The organism is Pseudomonas sp. D4002 (assembly GCF_013385665.1).
In the GTDB taxonomy this organism is placed as follows: Bacteria; Pseudomonadota; Gammaproteobacteria; order Pseudomonadales; family Pseudomonadaceae; genus Aquipseudomonas.
This window is the reverse complement of record NZ_JACAPN010000003.1, coordinates 62,776-83,223: the sequence shown is the minus strand read 5'-3', so window position 1 is coordinate 83,223 and position 20,448 is coordinate 62,776. Positions and strand designations below refer to the sequence as shown.

Here is a 20,448-nt window from a genome sequence, read left to right as displayed (position 1 = left end):
CCACAGCTGGCTGGTTACCAGTTGTAGGAAACAGTTCCGAGTAGCGTCCGGCTTTCACCCCAGTAGCAGCGGCCCGCATCGTTGCAGCCGGACACATACTCCTTGTCGAACAGGTTCTTCGCATTCACGTCTACCGACCAGTGCTGGTCAATCTGGTAACCAATGGCGGCATCCACCAACGTCACGCTTCCAGCATCCAGCTTCCCGTATAGAGAAGGCGCGGTGTAAGCGAAAGTGCTGTCGAAGTAGCGCACGCCGCCGCCGACGGACAAGCCCTTGAGCTGGCCATCAAGAAAGCGGTATTTGCCCCAGACCGAAGCCTGATTACGCGGAACACCGGTCATCTGGTGACCTTCCACGAGCGACGTTGCCGAATCCTTGGTAATCCGAGCATCGGTGTAGGTGTAGGCCGCAGTCACGTTCAAATTAGGTGTGAGGTTGCTGTTGACCTCCACTTCCACACCCTTGGCCCGGCTTTCGCCGACCTGGCGGTAGGTATTGGTCGTGGCGTCGAGGTACGTGTCGTCCTGCTTGCGCAAGTCATAGACCGACAACGTCATCGCCGTGTCCCAGCCGATCGGCTCGTACTTGAGGCCTACTTCATATTGACTGCTGGTGATCGGGTCCAGCGGTGTGCCGGCATTGGAGATCTGCTGTACCGGAACGAACGCGGTCGAGTAGCTGACATATGGCGTCAGGCCATTGTCGAACTGGTACATGATCCCGCCCTGATAGGTGAACTTGCGGTCTTCAGAGCTGATGTTGCCGGCCTTGGCCACCTTGTCGCGAAAATCACTGTCGACCCAGTCCTGCCGCCCGCCGAGCAAGAATAACCAGTGGTCATACTTGCTCTGAAGCTGTGCATAAACACCTTTCATCTGCTGTTCGAGCAACGTGTTTTGCACCGCGAGAGGCGTCAATGGGTCCCTCAGGTACACCGGGTTATACACATTGATCGTGCCTGCAAATCCGGCATTCCAATCCTGGCTGAACGAGGTACGGTCATAGCTGGCACCGAACAGCACGGTATTTTCCAGCCCGCCTACCTGGAATTTGCCTTCCAACTGGTTATCCAGCGAGTAGACCATCGATTTGTTGTAGCGGTCGTAGGCATTCATGTTCAGCTGTGTGCCGAACCCCGCATTATTCAGGTTGCCTGGCCAGGTTTCATGGCGGGTGATTCGCGACTGCATGTAGCGCGAGTTCTGCCGAAACTGCCAGTCGTCGTTGAAGCTGTGGCTGAACTCGTAGCCGGTGCTCCAGGTTTCCCGTTCGAAGGTGTTCCAATCCGGGTCACCGAGCATGGTGTGCTTTGAGAGCTTTCCGTTGGGGTTGGTCAGTAACGTGCCTGCTGCAGGTAGGCCAAGTTCAAGATTGGTGTGGTCTTTCTGGTAGTTGGCCAGCAGCGTCAGGGTGTTGTAATCGTCGAAATTGAGGGTCAGGGACGGTGCGATATACAGGCGGTCATCGGGAACGTGATCGGTCTGGGTGTCGGACTTCCTGCCGAGCATCACCACCCGTCCAAGGATATTGCCGCTGTCGTCCAAGGGACCGGAGATATCCACACCCACCTGGCGCCGGTTATTAGAACCGTAGGTCAGCTGAACTTCGCCTTGTGGTGTAGCTGTCGGGTGTTTACTCACCAGGTTGACCAGGCCACCGGGTGCGTTTTCGCCGTAGAGCAGGGAAGAAGGGCCACGGAATATCTCCACCCGTTCCAGGCCATAAGGTTCGCTGGTGGTGTCATACCGGTTGCCTTGGACTCGCAAGCCATCGCGCAGCAGGCCGTAGCCATAATCCGTAGCGTTGAAACCGCGAATGAAGAACAAGTCACCGGCCAGCCCGTCGCCCGCAGCGAAGGGAGGGGCAAAGATTCCCGGCACATAGCCCAGCACTTCTGTGAGCGTCTGGGATTTTTGATCCTTGATGCGCTGGCCGGTCACCACCGACACCGAGCGCGGGGTTTCCGACAATGGTGTGCTGGTCTTGGTACCGATTCGGCTGTTTTGCGCTTTGTAACCTACGTCCCCGGCAATTTCCTGATTGAACCCAGTCTGTTGATACGTGCTGACAGTAGTGGGGGCCAGCATGAGCTGTTCCCCGCTCGCAGCCGGCTGCAGCGCGTAGCTGCCGGGGCCTTGAACCGCCGCCTGCAATCCCGAGTTTTGCAGCAATAACGCAAACCCTTGCTCCACCGAGTAGTCACCCTCCAGCCCAGGACTTTGCAGGCGCGCCGTCTGCTGCGGCGAGAATGACAGAATCACATTGGCCTTCGACGCGAATTGGCTCAAGGCATTGTCGAGTGGCCCGGAGGCGATCACGTAATGTTGCACTGGGCTGGCAGCAATGGCCCGAGTGCATAGCAAGGTGCTGGCAGTCGCGGCCGTGGCCAGCAGCAAGCCATACGTGATGCCGTGATGGGAGAGACGCTGGCGAAGTTTTGTAGGAAGGCGCATGTGTGAGTAAGCCCTGAAGGTAGCATCGTGATTACCTGTAGGGCCGCGCCAGGTAAAAAAAAGATAACCCCCGTTGAGAGTATTTTTTCAGTATCAAGCGGTAAGCGTGACGGAGACCCAATAGCGCGTGAAATACTTCACGTGGATCGGCAGCGTGACCTGCAGGTTGGCCAATACGGCGTCGGTGGAATCCAGACGGAAAGTGCCGGACACCCGCAGCCGCGCTGATGCGGCATCGCACTGCATAACGCCCGGCCGATAGCGCGCCAGTTCGTCGATGACATCCCCCAGTCGCGCATCCAGAACGATCAGTTGGCCGTCGACCCATGCGGCTTGGTTCCCGCGATAGATATGGCTGGGGCCTACGTCTTGCGTGCCGAAGTCGACACTTTCACCAGGTCCGAGCACTCGGCTATGGGCCGGCTGGTCGACGGGTTGCACGCTGACCCGGTCTTCCAGCACACCAACCCGCGTCGACCCTTGCAGTTGGCGAACAGTGAACCGCGTACCCAAGGCTTGAACACGACCCTCATGGGTTTCGACATAAAACGGTGTTTGCCGGCCCGACTTTCCGGTGTGGATAAGTACTTCCCCCTCACGCAAACGGACCAGTCGCTGCTGCCCATCGAAAAGTACGTCGATAGCCGTGTTCGTATTGAGGTCAATTTGAGTGCCGTCGGCCAACCCGATTCGCCGTCGTTCGCCGACCTTGGTCCGATAGTCAGCCCAGAGGTTGCCCAGGGACGTGTGTTGTTGAACGTTCCACCCCAAGTACCCGGCGGCACCGAGCATCAGCATCAGCTTGAGCACTTGCCGCCGTTGTTGACTGGCCGAGAGCGCACGACGGGTGAAGTCCTTGGGTAGCGCACCGAGGCCACGTTGCAACTGCTCCATCTGGTTCCAGGCCGCCTGATGGGAGGGATCGCCGTTGAGCCATTGCTGCCAGGCACTTTGTTGCGCGGGTGTCGGTGGCTGCGATTGAAATTGCACGTACCAACTGGCGGCGGCTTCGAACGTCTTGCGATCCGGGGCAGCCATTACATGCCCGCCATGATCAAGGCGCATTCAGTCAGGGCCCGAACCATATGTTTCTTGACGGTGGTCAGCGAGACACGCAACTGATCGGCGATCTGTTGATAAGTCAGGCCTTCGACCTGGGACAGCATGAAAATTCGCCTGGCCCGCTCCCCCAGCCCACACAAGGCTTTATCCACAGCAACGAGGGTTTCAATGATGATGGCCTTGTCTTCTTCACTGATTGCGATCGCTTCGGGCCGGTCTGCCAGGGTTTGCAGATAGGCCTGCTCAATGGCGCGGCGGCGATAGCGGTCAATCACCAGTCCCCGGGCAACTGTGGCCAGATAGTCCCTGGGCTCGAGGATCTGCGTCGCATTGCGGCCGCCCAGGATCCGCACGAACGTATCGTGTGCCACGTCAGCTGCATCGCAGGCGTTATGCAACTTTCCCTTGAGCCAGCTGTGCAACCACGAATGGTGCTGCTCATAGATGTGCTGGACTGCAACGGTATGCGAGGGAAGGGCCATGAGAGGTGACGAGGCAGGTTAATGATAATAACTATTATTAACTGCCGTGGCGCTTTCTCACAATAGGCGTTCCATCAACCCGTTTCACAAATGCAAATGAACTGTTTCCTGCCTGACCGAGGATTTTCGGAGGCATCTGCCTGCCTGAAACTTATCGGGATCCGTATTTTCTGTGGATTAAGCCCTGTGAATAACCGCCCCTGTGCCCAGTTGATAACCAGGCTTGAAACCTGAGTAAAAACCCCTCTGTGGATAACCACCCGTTTAATCCACAGGCTTAAAGCACTTATCCAAGGGCCTCATTGGCACCTAACCACAGACTTTTGAATCTCTGTACATAACGTAAATAAAGGCCTGTAGAGATCTATCCACAGAAACATGCCTCAGTAGAAATAAACATAAAAACAAAGATTTAATAAATTTCTCTCTTTTAATTTCTATTGTTCGTGATTCATCCACAGCTGGTTAAATTTTGTGCAAAGGGTTCTTTAGGAAGGGCGAAGTCCCTATACTTGCCGACTCGTTCGAAAACCTGATCTCGAACGCTCATTCCTAATTACCTACAGAAGCAGGCACGAGGTGCGTGGTGGATTTCCCTTCCCGTTTTGAAGTGATCGTCATCGGCGGCGGTCATGCCGGTACCGAGGCAGCACTGGCGTCAGCACGCATGGGGGCAAAAACCCTGTTGCTGACGCATAACGTGGAAACCCTCGGCGCCATGAGCTGCAACCCCGCGATTGGCGGGATTGGCAAAAGCCATCTGGTCAAGGAAATCGATGCCCTGGGCGGCGCGATGGCCATGGCTACCGACAAAGGTGGTATTCAATTTCGCGTACTGAACAGTCGCAAAGGCCCGGCCGTACGAGCCACACGTGCTCAAGCCGACCGCATCCTGTACAAGGCCGCTGTCCGCGAAACCCTGGAAAACCAGCCGAACCTGTGGATATTTCAACAGGCAGCCGATGACCTGATCGTCGAACAAGACCAGGTACGCGGTGTTGTCACGCAAATGGGCCTGCGTTTCTTCGCAGAATCCGTGGTGTTGACCACCGGTACCTTCCTCGGCGGACTTATCCACATCGGTATGCAGAACTATTCCGGTGGCCGCGCCGGTGATCCACCGTCAATCGCCTTGGCTCAGCGCCTTCGCGAACTGCCACTGCGTGTTGGTCGCCTGAAAACCGGCACGCCGCCGCGAATTGATGGCCGGTCTGTGGATTTCTCGGTGATGACCGAGCAAGCCGGCGATACACCGATCCCGGTGATGTCGTTCATGGGCTCCAAGGAACAGCATCCGAAGCAGGTCAGTTGCTGGATTACCCATACCAACGCCCGCACCCACGAAATCATTGCTGCGAACCTCGACCGTTCGCCGATGTATTCCGGGGTGATCGAAGGTATTGGCCCGCGCTACTGCCCGTCGATCGAAGACAAGATCCACCGCTTTGCCGACAAGGAAAGCCACCAGGTTTTTATCGAACCGGAAGGTCTGACCACCCATGAGCTGTACCCGAACGGAATTTCCACGTCTCTGCCGTTCGACGTGCAAATCCAGATCGTGCAGTCGATTCGCGGTATGGAAAATGCGCACATCGTGCGTCCTGGCTACGCCATCGAGTACGACTACTTCGACCCGCGTGACCTGAAATACAGCCTGGAAACCAAGGTCATCGGCGGTTTGTTCTTTGCAGGGCAAATCAACGGCACCACCGGTTACGAAGAAGCTGGCGCCCAGGGTTTGCTGGCCGGAACCAACGCGGCACTGCGTGCAAAGGGCAAAGACAGCTGGTGTCCGCGTCGCGATGAGGCGTACATCGGTGTGTTGGTCGACGACCTGATCACCCTCGGAACCCAGGAACCGTACCGGATGTTTACGTCCCGGGCCGAATACCGCCTGATCCTGCGGGAAGACAACGCCGACCTGCGCTTGACCGAAAAAGGTCGCGAATTGGGCCTGGTCGACGACGTGCGTTGGGCGGCCTTCTGCAAAAAACGCGAAAGTATCGAGTTGGAAGAGCAACGCCTGAAAAGTACCTGGGTTCGCCCGGGCACCGAGCAAGGCGATGCGATTGCCGAAAAATTCGGCACGCCGCTGACTCACGAATACAACTTGCTGAACCTGCTGTCCCGGCCGGAAATCGACTACGCTGGTCTGATCTCGGTCACCGGCGCTGGCGCAGAAGATCCACAGGTTGCCGAGCAGGTCGAAATCAAGACCAAATACGCCGGTTACATTGACCGTCAGCAGGATGAGATCGCTCGTCTGCGGGCCAGCGAAGACACCAAGCTGCCTGTGGATATCGATTACACAAACATTGCCGGGCTGTCGAAAGAGATCCAAGGCAAGCTGGGGATAACTCGACCGGAGACCCTGGGCCAGGCGTCCCGTACCCCGGGCGTCACGCCGGCAGCCATTTCGCTGTTGATGATTCATTTGAAAAAACGCGGCGCGGGCCGTCAGTTGGAGCAAAGCGCTTGAGTTCGTTGGTCACCTCGCAACACGCCGAAGAGTTATCCACAGGTGCTCGCCAGCTTGGCGTCAACCTGACCGAAGCCCAGCACGAGTTGCTGCTGGGTTATCTGGCCCTGTTGATCAAATGGAACAAGGCTTACAACCTCACTGCGGTGCGTGACCCGGACGAAATGGTCTCCCGCCATCTGCTCGACAGTCTCAGTGTGATGCCGTTTATCGAAAACGGCCGCTGGCTCGACGTTGGCAGCGGCGGCGGCATGCCCGGCATCCCGCTGGCGATCCTGTTTCCGGAGTCGCAAGTGACCTGCCTGGACAGCAACGGCAAGAAAACCCGCTTCCTGACCCAGGTCAAACTCGAACTCAAGCTGGATAATCTGCAAGTTATCCACAGTCGCGTCGAAGCCTTTACGCCTGAACAGCCTTTCAACGGAATTGTTTCCCGGGCGTTCAGCAGCATGGAGAACTTCAGCAACTGGACCCGCCACCTCGGCGACCGCGATACCCGTTGGCTGGCAATGAAGGGCGTTCATCCAAGCGACGAGCTGTTAGCATTGCCGGCAGACTTCCACCTCGATAGCGAACACGCCTTGGCCGTACCCGGTTGCCAAGGCCAACGCCATCTGCTGATACTGCGCCGCACGGCATGATTGGGAACACAAGCAAGAATGGCTAAGGTATTCGCGATAGCGAACCAGAAAGGTGGCGTGGGCAAAACCACCACCTGCATCAACCTCGCAGCATCCCTGGTCGCTACCAAGCGTCGGGTGCTGTTGATCGATCTCGATCCACAGGGCAACGCCACCATGGGTAGCGGTGTGGATAAACACGGCCTGGAAAACTCGGTCTACGACTTGCTGATTGGCGAGTGCGACCTGGCCCAGGCCATGCACTTCTCCGAGCACGGCGGTTATCAACTGCTGCCGGCCAACCGCGATTTGACCGCGGCGGAAGTGGTGCTGCTGGAAATGCAGATGAAAGAAAGCCGTCTGCGCAGCGCCCTGGCGCCGATCCGCGAGAATTACGACTACATTTTGATCGACTGCCCGCCGTCGCTGTCGATGCTGACGTTGAACGCACTGGTTGCGGCCGACGGGGTGATTATCCCCATGCAGTGCGAGTACTTCGCGCTCGAAGGCTTGAGCGACCTTGTGGATAACATCAAGCGTATCGCCGAGTTGCTCAACCCGAACCTGCAAATCGAAGGCCTGCTGCGGACCATGTATGACCCGCGCCTGAGCCTGATGAACGATGTGTCGGCACAGCTCAAGGAACACTTCGGCGATCAGCTCTACGACACCGTGATTCCACGCAACATCCGCCTGGCCGAAGCGCCAAGCTATGGCATGCCCGCGCTGGCGTACGACAAGTCTTCCCGCGGCGCCATTGCCTATCTGGCGCTGGCCGGCGAGATGGTTCGCCGTCAACGCCGCAATTCACGCACCGCTGCAGCCCAGCCAACTTAAGGAATCCCCATGGCCGTCAAGAAACGAGGTCTCGGACGTGGACTGGATGCACTGCTGAGTGGTCCGACTGTCACGACCCTTGAAGAACAGGCAGTGCAGGCCGACGAGCGCGAGCTGCAGCACCTGCCGCTGGACCTGATCCAGCGCGGCAAATACCAGCCGCGCCGGGACATGGACCCGCAGGCGCTGGAGGAATTGGCGAATTCGATCAAGGCCCAGGGCGTGATGCAGCCGATCGTGGTGCGTCCGATTGGTGCAGGCCGCTTTGAAATCATCGCCGGCGAGCGCCGCTGGCGCGCCAGCCAGCAGGCCGGCAAGGAAACCATTCCGGCAATGGTGCGCGATGTGCCGGATGAAACCGCCATCGCCATGGCGTTGATCGAGAACATCCAGCGTGAAGACCTCAATCCGATCGAGGAAGCGATCGCCCTGCAGCGTTTGCAGCAGGAATTCAAACTGACTCAGCAGGAAGTCGCGGATGCGGTGGGCAAGTCCCGGGTTACCGTGTCCAACCTGTTGCGCCTGATCGCGCTGCCAGAAGTCATCAAAACCATGCTTTCCCATGGCGACCTGGAAATGGGTCATGCCCGTGCTTTGCTCGGTTTGCCGGAAAATCAACAGGTTGAGGGGGCGCGACACGTTGTCGCACGAGGCCTCACCGTTCGTCAGACCGAGGCCCTGGTTCGCCAGTGGCTCAGTGGCAAACCTGCACCGGTCGAAACCGCCAAACCTGATCCGGATATTGCACGCCTGGAGCAGCGCCTGGCCGAACGCCTAGGCTCTGCGGTGCAAATTCGTCATGGCAAGAAAGGCAAAGGGCAATTGGTCATCGGATATAACTCATTGGATGAGCTTCAGGGCGTCCTTGCCCACATCCGCTGAAACAATTGCTTCTGTAGCGCGCAGTCGGAAATCACTACCCGGCAGTTGAATAGGGGCAGAACCGCCCCTATACTCTGCGCGCATTTTGTCGGCACAAATTATGCCAAGTTATTGATTTCCGGCAGCCGACCATTGAGGAGCAAGAGTGATGGAAACCCGCACGCCAAACACGTTGCCGTTCCATCGCTTGGCCGTTTTCCCGGTTTTAGTGGCTCAATTTGTCATTTTACTGATCGCCTCTTTGGCGCTCTGGTATTGGTATGGAGTCGTAGCCGGATACTCGGGACTCTGCGGAGGCCTGATAGCCTTGCTGCCCAATATGTATTTTGCTCACAGGGCCTTTCGGTTTTCCGGCGCCCGAGCAGCCCAGGCTATCGTCCGGTCTTTTTATGCCGGCGAGGCGGGGAAATTGATTTTGACGGCAGTGCTGTTTGCACTGACCTTTGCAGGTGTGAAGCCATTGGCGCCGCTGGCTGTATTCGGCGTCTTCGTGTTGACCCAACTGGTCAGCTGGTTCGCTCCCCTGCTAATGAAAACAAGACTTTCGAAACCTTAGGGCGTTTGAGGCAACCATGGCAGAAACAACCGCTTCGGGCTATATCCAGCACCACTTGCAGAACCTGACCTTCGGTCAGCTTCCCAACGGCGGCTGGGGCTTTGCCCACTCCGCAGCAGAAGCCAAAGAAATGGGCTTCTGGGCATTCCACCTGGATACTCTGGGCTGGTCTGTCGCATTGGGTCTGATCTTCGTCCTGATTTTCCGCATGGCGGCAAAGAAGGCGACTTCCGGTCAGCCAGGTGCTTTGCAGAACTTCGTTGAAGTATTGGTCGAATTCGTCGATGGCAGCGTGCGGGACAGCTTCCATGGTCGTAGCGCGGTGATTGCACCGTTGGCACTGACCATCTTCGTCTGGGTGTTCCTGATGAACGCCGTCGACCTGATCCCGGTCGACTGGATTCCTCAGCTGGCCATCCTGATCTCCGGCGATCACCACATTCCATTCCGTGCGGTTTCGACCACGGACCCTAACGCCACCCTGGGCATGGCCCTGTCGGTGTTCGCGTTGATCATTTTCTACAGCATCAAGATCAAGGGCATCGGCGGCTTCATCGGCGAACTGACCCTGCACCCGTTCGGCAGCAAGAACATCTTCGTTCAAGCGCTGCTGATCCCGGTGAACTTCCTGCTGGAGTTCGTGACCCTGGTCGCCAAGCCGATTTCCCTGGCCCTGCGACTGTTCGGCAACATGTATGCCGGCGAGCTGGTGTTCATTCTGATCGCTGTGATGTTCGGCAGTGGTCTGCTCTGGCTTAGCGGCCTGGGCATTGTTCTGCAGTGGGCGTGGGCTGTGTTCCACATCCTGATCATCACCCTGCAGGCGTTTATCTTCATGATGCTGACCATCGTCTACCTGTCGATGGCGCACGAAGAGAACCATTAAGACCAGTCTCGACTAGTCTGATGTCCCTCCCGGTCAAACGGGAGGGTAGCCCTGAAGGGCTATGAAACGATTTGTTTTACCGCTTTAAAATCTAAAAAACCTAAACCATACGACGTAAAAGTCGGGAGGAAAGATGGAAACTGTAGTTGGTCTAACCGCTATCGCTGTTGCACTGTTGATCGGCCTGGGCGCCCTGGGTACTGCCATTGGTTTCGGCCTGCTGGGCGGCAAGTTCCTGGAAGGCGCAGCGCGTCAGCCAGAAATGGTTCCAATGCTGCAAGTTAAAATGTTCATCGTCGCCGGCCTGCTCGACGCCGTGACCATGATCGGTGTTGGTATCGCTCTGTTCTTCACCTTCGCGAACCCCTTCGTTGGTCAACTCGCCGGTTAATCACTCGTTTTTTCGAGTGATTGGTGTGTTGTGCAACGAACGAGCGAGGTATTGGCGTGAACATTAATGCAACCATTATTGGTCAGTCCTTAGCGTTCTTGATTTTTGTAGTTTTCTGCATGAAGTTCGTATGGCCTCCGGTCATCGCGGCTTTGCACGAACGTCAGAAGAAGATCGCAGACGGACTGGACGCTGCCGCACGAGCAGCTCGCGACCTGGAGTTGGCCCAAGATAAAGCGGGTCAACAACTGCGCGAAGCGAAAGCTCAGGCAGCTGAAATCATTGAGCAAGCCAAGAAACGCGGTAACCAGATCGTTGAAGAGGCTGTTGAAAAAGCCCGTATCGACGCTGACCGTGTGAAGGTTCAGGCTCAAGCCGAGATCGAGCAGGAACTGAACGGTGTCAAAGATGCGCTGCGTGCCCAACTGGGTGCTCTGGCCGTCGGCGGTGCTGAGAAGATCCTGGGTGCCACAATCGATCAAAACGCGCACGCGGAGCTGGTAAACAAACTGGCTGCTGAAATTTAAGCGAGGGCGATCATGGCAGAATTGACCACGTTGGCCCGACCTTACGCTAAGGCAGCCTTCGAGCACGCCCAGGCCCACCAGCAGCTGGCCTCTTGGTCAGCCATGCTCGGCCTGGCTGCAGCAGTGTCGCAAGACGACACCATGCAGCGCGTGCTCAAGGCCCCGCGACTGACGAGCGCAGACAAGGCCGCCACGTTTATTGACGTGTGCGGCGACAAGTTTGATGTAAAAGTGCAGAACTTCATCCACGTCGTTGCCGAAAACGACCGTCTCCCGCTTCTGCCGGAGATCGCCGCTCTGTTTGACCTGTACAAGGCCGAACAAGAGAAATCGGTAGATGTTGAAGTGACCAGTGCTTTTGCATTGAACCAAGAACAGCAAGACAAACTCGCCAAGGTTCTCAGTGCACGACTCGACCGGGAAGTGCGCCTGCAAGTTGCGGAGGATGCCACCCTGATTGGTGGTGTCATCATTCGCGCCGGCGACCTGGTTATCGATGGCTCGATTCGCGGCAAACTCGCGAATCTTGCCGAAGCATTGAAATCTTGAGTTTGAAGGGGCAGCAGAGCAATGCAGCAACTCAATCCTTCCGAAATAAGTGAAATTATCAAGGGCCGCATCGACAAGCTCGATGTGACCTCCCAAGCCCGTAACGAAGGCACTGTCGTCAGCGTATCTGACGGCATCGTGCGGATTCACGGTCTGGCCGACGTAATGTACGGCGAGATGATCGAGTTTCCGGGCGGCGTCTACGGTATGGCCCTCAACCTGGAGCAAGACTCTGTAGGTGCCGTTGTATTGGGCTCCTACCAGACTCTGGCCGAAGGCATGAGCGCCAAGTGCACAGGCCGCATCCTGGAAGTTCCGGTTGGTAAGGAACTGCTGGGTCGCGTTGTCGACGCACTGGGTAACCCAGTTGACGGCAAAGGTCCGCTGAACAACACCGAGACCGATGCGGTCGAGAAAGTTGCTCCAGGCGTGATCTGGCGTAAGTCGGTAGACCAGCCTGTACAGACTGGCTACAAGGCTGTCGATGCCATGATTCCTGTCGGCCGTGGCCAGCGTGAGCTGATCATCGGTGACCGTCAGATCGGTAAAACCGCTCTGGCGATCGACGCGATCATCAACCAGAAAGACAGCGGGATTTTCTGCGTCTACGTAGCCATCGGTCAGAAACAATCGACCATCGCCAACGTGGTTCGCAAGCTGGAAGAAAACGGCGCCCTGGCTAACACCATCGTCGTGGCCGCCAGTGCTTCGGAATCCGCTGCACTTCAGTTCCTGGCACCGTACTCCGGTTGCACCATGGGCGAATACTTCCGCGACCGCGGTGAAGACGCGCTGATCGTTTATGACGATCTGTCCAAGCAAGCAGTGGCTTACCGCCAGATTTCCCTGCTGCTGCGCCGTCCACCAGGCCGTGAAGCTTACCCAGGCGACGTGTTCTATCTCCACTCCCGTCTGCTGGAGCGCGCATCCCGCGTTTCGGAAGAATACGTAGAGAAGTTCACCAACGGCGCAGTGACCGGCAAAACCGGTTCCCTGACCGCACTGCCGATCATCGAAACCCAGGCTGGCGACGTTTCCGCGTTCGTTCCGACCAACGTGATTTCCATCACCGACGGTCAGATCTTCCTGGAATCGGCCATGTTCAACTCCGGGATCCGTCCTGCAGTGAACGCCGGTGTTTCGGTATCCCGTGTGGGTGGTGCCGCTCAGACCAAGATCATCAAGAAGCTCTCCGGTGGTATCCGTACCGCTCTGGCTCAGTACCGTGAACTGGCGGCATTCGCCCAGTTCGCTTCTGACCTGGACGAAGCGACCCGTAAGCAACTTGAGCATGGTCAGCGCGTTACCGAGCTGATGAAGCAGAAGCAATACGCACCAATGTCGATCGCTGACATGGCGCTGTCGCTGTATGCCGCTGAGCGTGGGTTCCTGACCGACGTTGAAATCACCAAGGTCGGCAGCTTCGAACAAGCGCTGATTGCTTACTTCAACCGCGATCACGCCGAATTGATGGCGAAGATCAACGTGAAGGGTGACTTCAATGACGACATCGACGCTGGCATCAAAGCCGGTATCGAGAAGTTCAAGGCCACCCAAACCTGGTAAGCCGCAGCGGGGGCCGCGAGGCTCCCGCTTGCTAACCTGATAGGTGTTACATGGCAGGCGCAAAAGAGATTCGCAGTAAGATTGCGAGCATCAAAAGCACGCAAAAGATCACCAGCGCCATGGAAAAAGTGGCGGTCAGCAAAATGCGCAAGGCACAAATGCGCATGGCTGCTAGCCGTCCCTACGCGGAGCGTATCCGCCAGGTTATTGGTCATCTGGCCAACGCCAACCCGGAATATCGCCACCCGTTCATGATCGATCGCGAAGTAAAGCGCGTCGGTTATGTCGTGGTGAGCAGTGACCGTGGTTTGTGCGGTGGTTTGAATACCAACCTGTTCAAGGCCCTGGTCAAGGACATGGCGGTAAACCGCGAAAAAGGCGTCGAGATCGATCTGTGTGTGGTCGGTAGCAAGGGTGCGGCCTTTTTCCGCAACTTCGGCGGTAACGTCGTTGCAGCTATCAGCCACCTGGGTGAAGAACCGTCGATCAATGATTTGATCGGCAGCGTCAAGGTGATGCTGGATGCATACCTGGAAGGCCGGATTGACCGCCTCTCCGTGGTATCCAACAAGTTCATCAACACCATGACGCAACAGCCTACCGTGGAGCAGTTGATTCCATTGGTGGCCGCCCCGGAACAAGAACTCAAGCACCACTGGGACTACCTCTACGAACCAGACGCCAAAGAGCTGCTTGACGGCTTGATGGTGCGCTACGTGGAGTCGCAGGTGTACCAGGCGGTGGTCGAGAACAACGCGGCTGAACAAGCTGCGCGGATGATCGCGATGAAGAACGCTACCGACAACGCCGGTGATTTGATCAGCGATTTGCAGCTGATCTACAACAAGGCGCGTCAGGCTGCGATCACCCAAGAGATCTCGGAAATCGTCGGCGGCGCTGCCGCGGTTTAACGGTTCAAATATTCAGAGGATCCAGCTATGAGTAGCGGACGTATCGTTCAAATCATCGGCGCCGTTATCGACGTGGAATTCCCACGCGACAGCGTACCGAGCATCTACAACGCTTTGAAAGTCAAAAGCGATGCAGGCACCACCCTGGAAGTTCAGCAGCAGCTGGGCGACGGCGTGGTTCGTACCATTGCAATGGGTTCCACCGAAGGCTTGAAGCGCGGTCTGGAAGTCACTGACTCTGGCGCAGCCATCTCCGTACCGGTCGGTAAAGCGACCCTGGGCCGGATCATGGACGTCCTCGGTAACCCGATCGACGAAGCCGGTCCAATCGACACCGAAGAGCGCTGGGGCATTCACCGTCCTGCGCCTTCCTTCGCGGAACAAGCGGGCGGCAACGACCTGCTGGAAACCGGCATCAAGGTTATCGACCTGGTTTGCCCGTTCGCCAAGGGCGGTAAAGTCGGTCTGTTCGGTGGTGCCGGTGTAGGCAAAACCGTAAACATGATGGAACTGATCCGTAACATCGCCATCGAGCACAGCGGTTATTCCGTGTTCGCCGGTGTGGGTGAGCGTACTCGTGAGGGTAACGACTTCTACCACGAGATGAAGGATTCCAACGTTCTGGACAAAGTGGCACTGGTTTACGGTCAGATGAACGAGCCGCCGGGTAACCGTCTGCGCGTAGCACTGACCGGCCTGACCATGGCCGAGAAGTTCCGTGACGAAGGTAACGACGTTCTGCTGTTCGTCGACAACATCTATCGTTACACCCTGGCCGGTACTGAAGTATCCGCACTGCTGGGCCGTATGCCTTCCGCAGTAGGTTACCAGCCGACCCTGGCCGAAGAGATGGGTACTCTGCAAGAGCGTATCACTTCGACCAAAAACGGTTCGATCACCTCGATCCAAGCGGTATACGTACCTGCGGATGACTTGACTGACCCGTCGCCAGCGACCACGTTCGCCCACTTGGACGCCACCGTCGTACTGTCCCGTGACATCGCCTCCCTGGGTATCTACCCAGCGGTCGATCCACTGGACTCGACTTCGCGCCAGCTGGACCCGAACGTCATCGGCCAGGAACACTACGACACCGCTCGCGGCGTCCAGTACGTTCTGCAGCGTTACAAAGAACTGAAGGACATCATTGCGATCCTGGGTATGGACGAGCTGTCGGAAACCGACAAGCAGTTGGTATCCCGCGCTCGTAAGATCCAGCGCTTCTTGTCGCAGCCGTTCTTCGTGGCTGAAGTCTTCACCGGTGCCTCGGGTAAATACGTTTCCCTGAAAGACACCATTGCTGGCTTCAAAGGCATCCTCAACGGTGACTACGACCACCTGCCAGAACAAGCGTTCTACATGGTCGGCGGCATCGAAGAAGCGATCGAGAAAGCCAAGAAACTGTAATTCCGGCGCCCGGTAACGGGCGCTAATCAGGTTGAGGCAAGCAGATGGCTATGACATTCCATTGCGATATCGTCAGCGCGGAAGGGGAAATCTTCTCCGGTCAGATCGAGAGTGTGATTGCACACGGCGAACTGGGCGACCTGGGTATTAACTTTGGCCACGCGCCATTGATTACATCCTTGAAGCCTGGTCCGATCACTCTGACCAAGCTGGGCGGGGAACGGGAGGTGTTTTACATCTCCGGTGGTTTCCTCGAGGTTCAGCCGAACATGGTCAAGGTACTTGCCGACACCGTGCAACGTGCTGCCGACCTGGATGAAGCCTCCGCTCAGGAAGCCGTCAAGGCTGCCGAGAAGGCCCTGAACGAAAAAGGCGCAGATTTCGACTACGGTTCTGCTGCTGCACGTCTGGCCGAGGCCGCAGCTCAGCTGCGCACCGTCCAGCAGATCCGCAAGAAGTTTGGCGGCTAAGCCGTCAAGCCTCATGCGTGATTGATTAAAAAGGGTAGCCTCGGCTACCCTTTTTCTTTTTTTGCAAAACACTTCTTTGGTCTGAAGTCTGACCGCCCAGGATTGGTAGCCATTCATGTCTCTCGAAATCGTAATTCTTGCCGCAGGCCAGGGCACCCGCATGCGTTCGGCCCTGCCCAAGGTGCTGCACCCGGTTGCCGGCAACTCCATGCTTGGCCATGTTATCCACAGCGCCCGGCAGCTGGATCCACAGCGCATTCATGTGGTGATCGGCCACGGTGCCGATGTGGTGCGTGAGCGGCTGGCGGCGGATGACCTGAATTTCGTATTGCAGGACAAGCAATTGGGTACCGGCCATGCCACCGCGCAGGCCGTGCCGTTCATCAAGGCCGACACCGTGCTGATCCTCTACGGTGACGTGCCGCTGATCGAAGTGGAAACCTTGCAGCGCCTGCTCAAGCACGTGGTGCCAGGCCAGATGGGCTTGCTCACTGTCGAGTTGGACGACCCGACCGGCTACGGTCGCATCGTGCGCAACGCTGACGGCAAGGTCGCCGCCATCGTCGAGCATAAAGACGCCAGCGAAGCCCAGCGCGCCATCACTGAAGGCAACACCGGCATCCTCGCTGTACCGGCTGACCGCCTGGCTGACTGGATGAGCCGCTTGTCCAACAACAACGCCCAGGGCGAGTACTACCTGACCGACGTCATCGAGATGGCCGTCAGCGATGGCCTGGTGGTCGCCACCGAACAGCCCCACGACCCGATGGAAGTGCAGGGCGCCAACGACCGCAAGCAACTGGCGGAGCTGGAGCGTCACTACCAACTGCGTGAAGGCCGCCGCCTGATGGCGCTGGGCGTGACGCTGCGTGATCCGGCACGTTTCGATGTGCGGGGTGACGTCACCGTTGGCCGCGACGTGCTGATCGATATCAACGTGATCCTCGAAGGCCGCGTGGTCATTGAAGACGACGTGGTGATCGGGCCGAACTGCGTGATCAAGGACAGCACCCTGCGCAAGGGTGTGGTGATCAAGGCCAACAGCCATATCGACGGTGCGGTGATGGGCGAGGGCAGTGATGCCGGTCCGTTCGCGCGTTTGCGTCCGGGCAGCGTGCTGGGCGCTCGCGCCCATGTGGGTAACTTTGTAGAACTGAAAAACGCCCGGATGGGTGACGACGCCAAGGCCGGCCATCTGGCTTACCTCGGCGATGCAGTGATCGGTGCCCGCAGCAATATCGGCGCAGGCGCCATCACCTGCAATTACGACGGCGCCAACAAGTACCAGACGACCATTGGCGAAGACGTGTTTATCGGCTCCAACAACTCGCTGATCGCCCCCGTCACTATCGGTGATGGTTCAAACACCGCCGCAGGTTCCACCATCAACCAGGATGTGGATAAGTCCCAGTTGGCCGTGGCCCGCGCCCGCCAGCGCAACATCGACGGCTGGAAACGCCCGGTCAAAATCAAAAAGACCTGAGTTATCCACAACCCTGAAACACTGCGGTACTTATGTGGGAGCGGGCTTGCTCGCGAAGGCGGTCTTTCGGTTGATACATGCGCCGACTGACACACCGCCTTCGCGAGCAAGCCCGCTCCCACATTTTTATCTGTGTTGATTCAAAAAACTCAGTCGCATGCTTGACCATTTTGAATGAATAGGTTTTGATTGCCTTCGTTATCTTTCGAAACGAAACTTATCATCATCATGTCGAAACGAAATACACCCCAACGTCGCCACAACATCCTTGCCATGCTCACCGAGCAAGGTGAAGTCAGCGTGGACGAATTGGCCAAGCGTTTCGAAACCTCGGAAGTCACCATCCGTAAGGACCTGGCGGCCCTCGAAAGTAACGGCCTGTTGCTGCGTCGCTACGGTGGCGCCATCACCATGCCTCAGGAACTGGTCGGTGATCCGGCACAGCCCATTTCGGCCTACAAGCGCGCCATCGCCCGTGCGGCCGTCCGGCGTTTGCGGGAACACGCGCGCATCATCATCGACAGCGGCAGCACCACCGCCGCCATGATCCCCGAACTGGGGCACCAGCCCGGCCTGGTGGTGATGACCAACTCCCTGCACGTGGCCAGCGCCTTGAGCGACCTGGAACACGAGCCGGTATTGTTGATGACCGGCGGCACCTGGGACCCGCATTCGGACTCGTTCCAGGGCCAGGTCGCCGAACAGGTACTGCGTTCCTACGATTTCGACCAGCTCTTTATTGGTGCCGATGGCATCGACCTGGAGCGCGGCACCACCACCTTCAACGAATTACTGGGGCTGAGCCGCGTCATGGCCGAAGTCGCCCGCGAAGTGGTGGTGATGGTCGAGTCCGACAAGATTGGCCGCAAGATCCCCAACCTGGAACTGCCCTGGAGCAGCGTCCATACCCTTATTACCGATGATCGCCTGCCACTTGAGGCCCGCGACCAGATTCAAGCCCGCGGCATCACGCTGATTTGCGCGGCAGTCATCTAGGAGAGAAACCATGTGTGGAATTGTTGGCGCAGTCGCTGAACGAAACGTCACTGCCATTTTGCTCGAAGGCCTCAAACGCCTGGAATACCGTGGCTACGACAGCGCCGGTGTGGCGCTCTTTACCAACGCCGGCAAGCTTGAGCGCATGCGTCGCCCGGGCAAGGTCAGCGAACTCGAACAAGCGTTGGCCGGTGAGCCGCTGGTAGGCCGCCTGGGTATCGCCCACACCCGTTGGGCCACCCACGGCGCGCCGTGCGAACGCAATGCTCACCCGCACTTCTCCGGTGACCTGGCGGTTGTGCACAACGGCATCATCGAAAACCACGAAGTGCTGCGTGAACAACTCAAGGGCCAGGGTTATGTCTTCACCTCGGACACCGACACCGAAGTCATCGCCCACCTGCTGAACCACAAGCTCAAGGACATCGGCGACCTGACCAATGCCCTCAAGGCTACCGTCAAGGAACTGCATGGCGCCTATGGCCTGGCCGTGATCAGCGCCAGCCAGCCTGACCGCCTGGTCGCCGCCCGCAGTGGCAGCCCGTTGGTGATCGGCCTGGGCCTGGGCGAGAACTTCCTCGCCTCCGACCAACTGGCCCTGCGCCAGGTGACTGACCGCTTCATGTACCTGGAAGAAGGCGACATCGCCGAAATCCGCCGTGAAAGCGTGCAGATCTGGGACGTTGACGGCCAGTCCGTGGAACGTGAGGCCGTGCAGTATCGTGACGGCGCCGAAGCCGCCGACAAGGGCGAGTTCCGCCACTTCATGCTCAAGGAAATCCACGAGCAACCGGCCGTGGTGCAACGCACCCTGGAAGGTCGCCTGAGCCAGAACCAGGTATTGGTGCAAGCCTTCGGCCCGCAAGCTGCCGAGCTGTTCGCCAAAGTGCGCAACGTGCAAATCGTCGCCTGCGGCACCAGCTACCACGCCGGTATGGTCGCCCGTTACTGGCTGGAAGAACTGGCCGGCATCCCGTGCCAGGTCGAAGTCGCCAGCGAATTCCGCTACCGCAAGGTGGTGGTGCAGCCCGACACTCTGTTCGTGACCATCTCCCAGTCCGGCGAAACCGCCGACACCCTGGCCGCCCTGCGCAACGCCAAGGAACTGGGCTTCCTCGGCAGCCTGGCGATCTGCAACGTCGGCATCAGCTCGCTGGTGCGCGAGTCCGACCTGACCCTGCTGACCCAGGCCGGTCGTGAAATCGGCGTGGCATCCACCAAGGCCTTCACCACCCAGTTGGTCGGCCTGTTGTTGCTGACCCTGTCCCTGGGCCAGGTTCGCGGCACGCTGGGCGAAGGCGTCGAGGCACACCTGGTCGAAGAACTGCGCCGCCTGCCGGCCCGCCTGGGTGAAGCCCTGGCCATGGACAGCACTGTGGAGAAAGTCGCTGAGCTGTTCGCCGACAAACACCACACCCTGTTCCTCGGCCGTGGTGCGCAATACCCGGTGGCAATGGAAGGTTCGCTCAAACTCAAGGAAATCTCCTATATCCACGCCGAAGCCTACCCGGCCGGTGAGCTCAAGCACGGTCCGCTGGCCCTGGTGGATGACGACATGCCAGTCGTTACCGTCGCGCCGAACAACGAACTGCTGGAGAAGCTCAAGTCCAACCTGCAGGAAGTGCGCGCCCGTGGCGGCCAACTGATCGTGTTCGCCGACGAGAAGGCCGGCATGACCAATGGCGAAGGCACCCACGTCATCAACATGCCGCACATCCACGACACCCTGTCGCCGATCCTCTACACCATCCCGCTGCAGCTGCTGTCGTATTACGTCGCTGTGCTGAAGGGCACCGACGTTGACCAGCCGCGTAACCTGGCGAAGTCGGTCACGGTGGAATAAGCCGCACCCGAACCACCAAAACCCCCGTTCTTCGGGGGTTTTGCT

General features: G+C 58.0%; 19 protein-coding genes. 16 read left to right on the top strand and 3 right to left on the bottom strand.

Going from position 1 to position 20,448, the window contains the following annotated elements; all coding sequences use genetic code 11:
- Positions 1-14: 14 nt before the first annotated feature.
- The 3 genes from HX824_RS01360 to HX824_RS01350 form a co-directional block, all read right to left on the bottom strand.
- Complete coding sequence (locus HX824_RS01360) at positions 15-2,456, bottom strand: TonB-dependent siderophore receptor (protein ID WP_102370204.1); 2,442 nt, start codon at positions 2,454-2,456, stop codon at positions 15-17.
- Positions 2,457-2,549: 93 nt separating this feature from the next.
- Positions 2,550-3,494: a FecR domain-containing protein gene (locus HX824_RS01355; RefSeq protein WP_087694576.1), complete on the bottom strand. Its 945-nt coding sequence runs from the start codon at positions 3,492-3,494 to the stop codon at positions 2,550-2,552.
- The gene (locus HX824_RS01350) at positions 3,494-4,000 is read right to left on the bottom strand and encodes a sigma-70 family RNA polymerase sigma factor (RefSeq protein WP_008439546.1); all 507 of its coding nucleotides are present in this window, start codon (positions 3,998-4,000) and stop codon (positions 3,494-3,496) included. The genes HX824_RS01355 and HX824_RS01350 overlap by 1 nt, the downstream gene beginning before the upstream one ends.
- Positions 4,001-4,586: 586 nt before the next feature.
- On the opposite strand from HX824_RS01350, the gene mnmG reads away from it, so the two are divergent.
- The 16 genes from mnmG to glmS all read left to right on the top strand — a co-directional run bounded on the left by mnmG (position 4,587) and on the right by glmS (position 20,403).
- Entirely contained in the window at positions 4,587-6,479 is a 1,893-nt protein-coding gene (mnmG, locus tag HX824_RS01345) for a tRNA uridine-5-carboxymethylaminomethyl(34) synthesis enzyme MnmG (protein WP_177054053.1), read from the top strand.
- Positions 6,476-7,120 (top strand): 16S rRNA (guanine(527)-N(7))-methyltransferase RsmG, encoded by a 645-nt coding sequence (gene rsmG, locus HX824_RS01340; protein WP_003213561.1) that lies wholly within the window; start codon positions 6,476-6,478, stop codon positions 7,118-7,120. Before mnmG ends, rsmG begins: the two co-directional genes overlap by 4 nt.
- Before the next feature lie 18 nt (positions 7,121-7,138).
- Positions 7,139-7,936: a ParA family protein gene (locus HX824_RS01335; protein WP_003213559.1), complete on the top strand. Its 798-nt coding sequence runs from the start codon at positions 7,139-7,141 to the stop codon at positions 7,934-7,936.
- Between the two features lie 9 nt (positions 7,937-7,945).
- Entirely contained in the window at positions 7,946-8,818 is an 873-nt protein-coding gene (locus tag HX824_RS01330; protein WP_003213558.1) for a ParB/RepB/Spo0J family partition protein, read from the top strand.
- Positions 8,819-8,966: 148 nt separating this feature from the next.
- Positions 8,967-9,374, top strand: a complete 408-nt coding sequence (locus tag HX824_RS01325) for a F0F1 ATP synthase subunit I (RefSeq protein WP_003213556.1) — start codon at positions 8,967-8,969, stop codon at positions 9,372-9,374.
- Between the two features lie 16 nt (positions 9,375-9,390).
- Positions 9,391-10,260: a F0F1 ATP synthase subunit A gene (gene atpB / locus HX824_RS01320; RefSeq protein WP_003213554.1), complete on the top strand. Its 870-nt coding sequence runs from the start codon at positions 9,391-9,393 to the stop codon at positions 10,258-10,260.
- 133 nt (positions 10,261-10,393) lie between these two features.
- Positions 10,394-10,651: a F0F1 ATP synthase subunit C gene (atpE, locus tag HX824_RS01315; protein ID WP_002555987.1), complete on the top strand. Its 258-nt coding sequence runs from the start codon at positions 10,394-10,396 to the stop codon at positions 10,649-10,651.
- A 56-nt stretch (positions 10,652-10,707) separates the two neighbouring features.
- Positions 10,708-11,178: a F0F1 ATP synthase subunit B gene (locus HX824_RS01310; protein ID WP_008439543.1), complete on the top strand. Its 471-nt coding sequence runs from the start codon at positions 10,708-10,710 to the stop codon at positions 11,176-11,178.
- Between the two features lie 12 nt (positions 11,179-11,190).
- Positions 11,191-11,727, top strand: coding sequence for a F0F1 ATP synthase subunit delta (locus HX824_RS01305; RefSeq protein WP_003213551.1), 537 nt, complete (start codon positions 11,191-11,193; stop codon positions 11,725-11,727).
- Between the two features lie 21 nt (positions 11,728-11,748).
- Positions 11,749-13,293: a F0F1 ATP synthase subunit alpha gene (gene atpA / locus HX824_RS01300; protein WP_003213549.1), complete on the top strand. Its 1,545-nt coding sequence runs from the start codon at positions 11,749-11,751 to the stop codon at positions 13,291-13,293.
- Between the two features lie 50 nt (positions 13,294-13,343).
- Positions 13,344-14,204, top strand: a complete 861-nt coding sequence (gene atpG / locus HX824_RS01295) for a F0F1 ATP synthase subunit gamma (protein ID WP_003213547.1) — start codon at positions 13,344-13,346, stop codon at positions 14,202-14,204.
- A 27-nt stretch (positions 14,205-14,231) separates the two neighbouring features.
- A complete protein-coding gene (atpD, locus tag HX824_RS01290; RefSeq protein WP_003213545.1) occupies positions 14,232-15,611 on the top strand; it encodes a F0F1 ATP synthase subunit beta in 1,380 nt (459 codons plus the stop codon).
- A gap of 44 nt (positions 15,612-15,655) precedes the next feature.
- The gene (locus HX824_RS01285; protein ID WP_008439541.1) at positions 15,656-16,081 is read left to right on the top strand and encodes a F0F1 ATP synthase subunit epsilon; all 426 of its coding nucleotides are present in this window, start codon (positions 15,656-15,658) and stop codon (positions 16,079-16,081) included.
- A gap of 115 nt (positions 16,082-16,196) precedes the next feature.
- Positions 16,197-17,564 carry a bifunctional UDP-N-acetylglucosamine diphosphorylase/glucosamine-1-phosphate N-acetyltransferase GlmU gene (glmU, locus tag HX824_RS01280; RefSeq protein ID WP_102370203.1) on the top strand — a complete coding sequence of 456 codons (1,368 nt, stop codon included), beginning with the start codon at positions 16,197-16,199 and terminating at the stop codon, positions 17,562-17,564.
- 225 nt (positions 17,565-17,789) lie between these two features.
- Entirely contained in the window at positions 17,790-18,560 is a 771-nt protein-coding gene (locus HX824_RS01275) for a DeoR family transcriptional regulator (RefSeq protein WP_177054074.1), read from the top strand.
- A gap of 10 nt (positions 18,561-18,570) precedes the next feature.
- Complete coding sequence (gene glmS / locus HX824_RS01270) at positions 18,571-20,403, top strand: glutamine--fructose-6-phosphate transaminase (isomerizing) (protein WP_003213537.1); 1,833 nt, start codon at positions 18,571-18,573, stop codon at positions 20,401-20,403.
- The last annotated feature ends 45 nt before the right edge of the window (positions 20,404-20,448 follow it).